A 6693-nucleotide genomic window follows, 5' to 3' on the forward strand; every position below is an offset into this window, starting at 1 on the left:
AAGGGTAGACAAAAAGTTCCAATAACTAAACCAAAATCTAAGCCGGAATTTGGAAATGTCGCTAGGGATAAAACAGAGAAGAAGAAAAAAAAGCACAAATAAATGGATTCTGATAAAAATGTAAAAAAAAGGGAACAAGGTCATTTTAAAACCTCGTTTCCTTTTTTGCTATCTGTGGCGAAAAATATATGGTAATTTTTTCAATATATTCAAATCAAATACATTCATGCAAGGCTAGTGGTCACCTAATGGGTCACCTAATGGAGTGCACCTAATGTGTTGCGCCTTTCTCCACACTCGAATGGATCATAGATTCTTTCCGTCCATATACAAAATAATAGAATCCAGCCATAAAGATTGCGAAAAAGGCTAGTGCCAGGTACATGTGTTGAAAGCCAAGGAATGGAATAAACACTCCTAATACAGCTGGACTTAAGCCATTTGCAGCGTCCATCCCGATATAATAGGTGGATGTCGCTAACCCAATTTGTCCAGGAGGAACCATTTTAATCGCTACGGCTTGTGCGGTTGACTGTATATTTCCGTAACCCAGTCCAATGAGGCCAGCTGCTAGTAATAATAGAAAGCTTGTGCTTGCGATACTCAAGACAAACATTCCGGCTGACAGGATCAAGATACAAGGATACATAACATAGTTGGCACCCTTTGAATCGACTAATTTACCCGTTATCGGGCGTGAGAACAAAATCGCAAGGGCATAGACGAGGAAAAAGAAACTGGCTGCTTCCACTAGATTGACTTCGGACGCATAAAGATTAATAAAAGCTAAGACACTGCCATAACAAAAAGAGATGCCCATAATCACTATGGCAATCGGAATCGCTTTTGGTTCCAAAAATTGCGTCCAGCTTAGCTTTTGCTTTTCAGGATTTTTCTTCAGCCTTAAAGATGGAATATTGGAGAATAGAATGAATGCTAGTGAGATGGTACCAAAAATGAGGCAGAGTAAGAATATCCCAAAGTGATTGGCATGTTTGGACATTAACACGCCGATAAATGGACCAATAGCTGCTGCTAAGGTCATGCTCATTGTAAAATACCCAATGCCTTCTCCTTTACGAGAAGGTGGCACGATGACTGCAATAATGGTGGCCAAAGTATTAGCTGCGATCCCAAAGGTAAATCCATGAATTAACCGCGTTAGGATTAAAAAGGATATATTCAATTGGATAAAATAAAGAAAGATGCTCGTTACGATGGCGATTCCACTTATAACGAGGATGACCTTTGTATTAAAATCATTATATTTACGCCCAATATACAATCGCCCAATCAGCAGACCGACAATGAAAATCCCTGATGCAATGCCAGCTTGACCTGTGGAAGCATTAAACGTTTCCACGGAATACACCGCAATCGTGACCATCAACAAATAAAAAACCATTGAGATGAAAAAACTGGCAGAGGATAGCATGATAAAATCTTTCGTCCAGAGCTTTTCTGTTAACGTCCTGTTCAAGGTAATAACTCCAATCCATTCATCATTAATTGCAAAATAATTCACAAAGCACTTTTATCACTATACGTTTCCTTAAGAAGGTTTATTCCAATTACACTAGTCGGAATAAAATGGTATACCCATAGTATTGAGGGTTTCGTTGCCTTTGTCAAACATTTGGAGGGGGAGAATACGTTGAAAAAATAAAAAAACCAATCTTTTTTGTATGTAAGATCGGTTAATTGGTCACATATTGTTTGTTTGGTCGATATACCTTGGTTTGCGCGGCAGGTTTGCTTTCTACGAAACTTGTTTGTACTCTTTTGCTTCGATAGTTGCCAACACCATATTGAGAGGTGGAGAGCATGGCCAAACTTTCTTTATAAGATTCAATAAATTTTTTCATCATATCATTTATCTCCTTTCCATTTGATACTTTTATTATGGCAGGGAATCCATATTTTAACAATGTTGGTGAAAACGGGAACATTAGGCAGGAAAACGGAAACATATTCAATGAAAACGTAAGCATCTCCTGTTTTCTTATGTTTATAGCTTTTTTTACCTATTTTAGGTTACCAAGCCATTTTACATAAAAAATAGCAGAGGAAAGCCCTATTTCTAATCAAAAAGGCTTTTGTTCATTAAAGGGGTAAATTCAACGTTAGGGGCTATTGCCTCTATCTATAGTCTTTAACAGATGTTTTATCGCCTATCAGCCTAAAACGGGGTTTACAAGACGTATTGTACGAACCTCTTGATAACTTTGCTATAATGACCATGATTCAGCTTATTTAATAGGAGAGTGAAAGATGGATAATAATGTTTTTGAAGAGCTCGCAAAAAGGTATGATACAGAAGAAAGAATGGCATTAGCGAAAGTGATTGTGAGGGAAGTAAAAACAGAGTTACAAAATAGTATAACAAAATCCTTAATCGACTATGGAAGTGGTACAGGACTAGTTAGTTTAGAACTATCAGGCCTCGTAGAATCTATTTTGTTGGTGGACTCATCTAAACAAATGTTGGAGGTTGCAGAAGCAAAAATTACGGCCAGAGGGATTTCCAATGCAAAAGTACTTTATTCAGATTTCACTCAAGAAACTCCTGAACTTAAGGCAGACATTGTATTACTATCACTAGTCCTCCTACATATTCCTGATACGAATAAAATTTTACAAGAATTGTACAACATCCTAAATGATGGTGGCAAGCTAATCATTGTTGATTTTGACAAAAACGAGACCATCCATCATCCAACAGTTCATAACGGTTTTAAGCATGAAGAACTAAAGCAAAAACTAACACAAGTTGGATTTACATTCTCTGAAGTGCATACTTTTTATCGTGGTGAGCGTATTTTTATGAAACAAGATGCCTCCATGTTTAGATCTACTAGTATAAAATGATTTTTTCTAAATAAAAAACCTCCCTCTTGATCTTTTCAAGGGGGAGGTTTTTCATTAAGGCTGCAACAGCATAGAAAGAACCTTCATTAAAGAAAGCTATTCGATTTTAGACTGATATACAACTGCCTTCCCGTAAAAATCAAACCCATACCCAATTATGGCTGCCAAAAGTGTCGGGACCGTCCAGCCTAGGCCATTGCTATGCAAGGGGAGGAAGGCAAAGAAAGGATTTAGTACGTTCAGCTGGAGACCAATCGAATTTAGCGCCTCGAAAAGAGCAAATACTGTTGCGATTGAAACAGAGAAGATATACATCCTTTTACTTTCCCCAAAAAAGTGCTGGAAAAGCGAAAGTATAATGAGCACAATCGAAATCGGATAGATGAAAACGAGCAAGGGTGTTGCAAACTGTAGGATTAAATCTAGGCCGAAGTTTGTCAAAAGCCAGCCAATAACAATAAAGATAAATACATAGTTCTTATAGGATAACTTTGGGAAAACTTCATGAAAAAAACGACTACAGGCATTAATAAGGCCGACACAAGTAGTTAAGCATGCAAGTATCACAATTACGCCGAACAACACATTCCCGCCATAGCCAAACAGCTGTTGTGAGGCGAATACTAGTATTTCGGCCCCATTTTTAAATGGTTCGTCATATGGGAGAACACGCCCAATCCAGCTAAGAGATACATAAACAATGGTTAAGCCACCAGCTGCAATGAGGCCAGCAAAGAGTGTTCCTTGTATTAAATCCTTTTTCTTTGTCACGCCTTTATCTTTTAACCCATTGATGATGACAATCCCAAAGGCAAGGGCCGCAATCGCATCCATTGTGAAATATCCTTCCAAGAATCCTTTTAAGAAGGGATTGGATTGGAACTTTTCTGAGGCAGGTACTTCACTATAGCTAAAGGTAAAGAAGGCACGAACAACTAAAATCGCGAGAACGCCGAGTAAGGCAGGTGTCAAGATCTGACCAACGAGGTCAATAATCTTTTTCGGATTTAAGCTAAGTAAATAGGTTAATCCAAAGAAAATGATTGAGAATAAAAACAATGATAGCCGACCTTGGACATCATACACTTGCATGAAACCTAATTCATACGCTACATTCGAAGCTCGTGGGATGCCATAAAATGCCCCGATAGACAGATAAATTACGATGGCAAATGCAAGACCAAAGACTGGGTGAACACGTTGACCGATCGATATAAGCCCATTATTGGATAGCGAAACAGATATAATGGCTAATAAAGGTAAAAAGACTGCTGTTAAAATAAACCCAGCAATGGCGGCAATAAAATGGTTGCCTGATTCCATGCCAAGGTAAGGAGGGAAAATTAAATTTCCTGCTCCAAAAAATAAAGAAAAAAGCATAAATCCTGAAAACAATATATTTTTGCGACTCCGACTCAAGTTGAACCCTCCTAAATCTTACCGAAAACAACATCTATATCCACTGTCAGAAATCGATTAATAAACAATAGTCTTACCTGAGGTTGGGACTTTTCTAATTGCTTTATTGAAGACTGTGTCACAATTATCAGTCAATTGTCTTATTGCAGTATTCATGTAATCGCCGAACCCCTCCGTGATTGTAACCCCTCGATTGTTTGATTTCAATGATTCTTCTGTGATGGTTTCTCCTGTGTCGATGCATCGTGAGTTCAGCGACATTCTTGCATTTTTACGCAATAAAAAACTCGACCCTAAAATAGGGACGAGTTTGAACTCGCGATACACCTATATTCCGAAAGTTTCATAAAAAACAAACTTGCTCTCAGCAACGTATAATCATACGTGATCCATGTAACGGTGGAAATCCGTCAAAGCTTACTAGTTTCAGCTTAGCACCTTGGAGATCATTTTCAGAAAAGGTTTGGCCACCGATTTTCACCAAACGTCGACTCTCTGTAGAACAAAGTTCTTTTCTTACTACTTCTCTTTCTCGTCATTAACTTTACATGATGTACTCTTAATCTAGTAAAAATAGATTGCTGTGTCAAGAATATGTGTAAATTTAAAAATGTTAAAATAATTCAGGTTCTTAGACTTTATTAACATCTATGAAGTGTACACCACTAGGACAAGCGAACTTGACTACACTATTGGACATCATATGGATCCTCTGATCGAAAGTCGTGCGTGCCAGGCACCTGGAAAGGATTGTATATATGAGCGAATGTGCGTGGTTAAAATGTATGATCAAGGAATGGTTGTTGTATTGCTTTTTGTTGCAAATACAATAAATTTTGAATATAGTTAAAGGTGTTAAGTTTGTTGCATTTACAATATAAATTACGCTAAGGAGATAGTGATGACTGAAATTCTTCGTGAAATTGGAATGATCGCAAGGGCGTTGGATTCCATTAGCAATATCGAATTTAAAGAATATGATCTAACAAAAGGGCAGTATTTGTATCTGGTGCGGATATGTGAGCATCCAGGTATTATTCAAGAAAAGGTAGCTGAGCTGATCAAAGTTGACCGAACTACCGCATCTCGTGCAATCCGCAAACTTGAAAGTAATGGTTTTATTGAAAAGAAAGACGATGACCATAACAGGAAAATTAAAAAACTCTTTCCTACTGAGAAAGGAAAAAAGGTTTATCCTTTTATCATAAAAGAACATGAGTATTCTAATAGGGTTGCATTGGCGGGATTTACCGAGAATGAACAAGAAATCATTCAGACTCTTCTACAAAGAGTAAGGAATAATATCGAAAAAGACTGGGAATCTATTAAAAAGGGACACAAGCGAAGTTATTGAAAAACAAAAAGGAGCGACCTATGACAATTAATATAAAAAAGTGTACGCATAAGGATGTGCAGATTCTTCAAAAAATTAGTTATGACACATTTAATGAGACCTTTAAGCATAAGAATTCGCCCGAAAATATGAATACATATTTGGAAAAAGCTTTTAACATCGATCAGTTAGAGAATGAGTTAGCAAATGGGTCTTCGCAATTCTTCTTTATTTATTTTCATAAAGATGTTGCCGGATATTTAAAGGTCAATACCGAGGATGCTCAGACTGAAAGTATGGGGAAGGAATCACTTGAAATTGAGCGGATTTATATTAAGTCACACTTTCAAAAGCTTGGGCTTGGCAAATATCTACTAAATAAAGCACAGGACATTGCGAGAGCCCATGGCAAAACGAACATCTGGCTAGGCGTATGGGAAAAAAATGAAAATGCGATTGCGTTCTATAAAAAATTGGGATTTGTCCAAACGGGCGCCCACTCGTTTTATATGGGGGACGAAGAACAAACTGACTTTATCATGACCAAAACACTCGTTTAATCTGTATAAACATGGAAGGTGCCAGGCACCTTCCAATTTTTAGTTTGTGTCGCGAGGCATATGCTAAGAATATTACTCTAGTTGTAATTAATCTGAAAAATTTAATCTCGTTGAGAAAGTAAATCCAGTTGGAACTGCAACTCCAAGTGGATTTTTTTCTGTTTTCTTCTATGATAACTATTATCTAACGACCGGTCTTTTTACCAATTAGTATTATGTGGAACATACCTATGAAACAAGATTACTCTGAGCATGTTATGGCAACATGAAAAGTGCTTTTCTAACTTGCCTTGGCATCCATGTCTTTTTGATGGTTCAGTGTGCTATAAGAAGTGGTGTTAGAAAAAAATGGAAGGTGCCTGTCACCAAGCACTAGCCTTGCATGAATGTATTTGATTTGAATATATTGAAAAAATTACCATATATTTTTCGCCACAGATAGCAAAAAAGGAAACGAGGTTTTAAAATGACCTTGTTCCCTTTTTTTTTACATTTTTATCAGAATCCATTTAT

6 protein-coding genes and 1 other annotated feature are annotated in these 6693 nt (G+C 37.2%); of the genes, 3 read left to right on the plus strand and 3 right to left on the minus strand.

All coding sequences use genetic code 11. From position 1 onward, the window contains the following. Nucleotides 1-271 precede the first annotated feature (271 nt). Together H0185_RS23755 and H0185_RS23760 are read right to left on the minus strand one after the other, a co-directional pair. A complete protein-coding gene (locus tag H0185_RS23755) occupies nt 272-1480 on the minus strand; it encodes an MFS transporter (RefSeq protein ID WP_246629400.1) in 1209 nt (402 codons plus the stop codon). A gap of 217 nt (nt 1481-1697) precedes the next feature. Further along, complete coding sequence (locus tag H0185_RS23760; protein ID WP_221876051.1) at nt 1698-1868, minus strand: hypothetical protein; 171 nt, start codon at nt 1866-1868, stop codon at nt 1698-1700. Between the two features lie 403 nt (nt 1869-2271). Between H0185_RS23760 and H0185_RS23765 the strand changes: the two genes are divergently transcribed. After that, nucleotides 2272-2868, plus strand: coding sequence for a class I SAM-dependent methyltransferase (locus tag H0185_RS23765; RefSeq protein ID WP_221876052.1), 597 nt, complete (start codon nt 2272-2274; stop codon nt 2866-2868). Nucleotides 2869-2964: 96 nt separating this feature from the next. Here H0185_RS23765 and brnQ read toward each other — a convergent pair whose 3' ends face one another. Beyond that, nucleotides 2965-4287 (minus strand): branched-chain amino acid transport system II carrier protein, encoded by a 1323-nt coding sequence (brnQ, locus tag H0185_RS23770; protein WP_246629401.1) that lies wholly within the window; start codon nt 4285-4287, stop codon nt 2965-2967. A 297-nt stretch (nt 4288-4584) separates the two neighbouring features. Beyond that, nucleotides 4585-4829, minus strand: a binding site (T-box leader). Between the two features lie 359 nt (nt 4830-5188). Between brnQ and H0185_RS23775 the strand changes: the two genes are divergently transcribed. Both H0185_RS23775 and paiA read left to right on the plus strand, forming a co-directional pair. Further along, nucleotides 5189-5641, plus strand: a complete 453-nt coding sequence (locus tag H0185_RS23775; RefSeq protein WP_221876054.1) for a MarR family winged helix-turn-helix transcriptional regulator — start codon at nt 5189-5191, stop codon at nt 5639-5641. A 20-nt stretch (nt 5642-5661) separates the two neighbouring features. Then, entirely contained in the window at nt 5662-6180 is a 519-nt protein-coding gene (gene paiA, locus H0185_RS23780; RefSeq protein ID WP_221876055.1) for a spermidine/spermine N(1)-acetyltransferase, read from the plus strand. The last annotated feature ends 513 nt before the right edge of the window (nt 6181-6693 follow it).

The sequence above is a fragment of the Mesobacillus maritimus genome, assembly GCF_019749255.1.
Lineage (GTDB): Bacteria > Bacillota > Bacilli > Bacillales > Cytobacillaceae > Mesobacillus_B > Mesobacillus_B maritimus_A.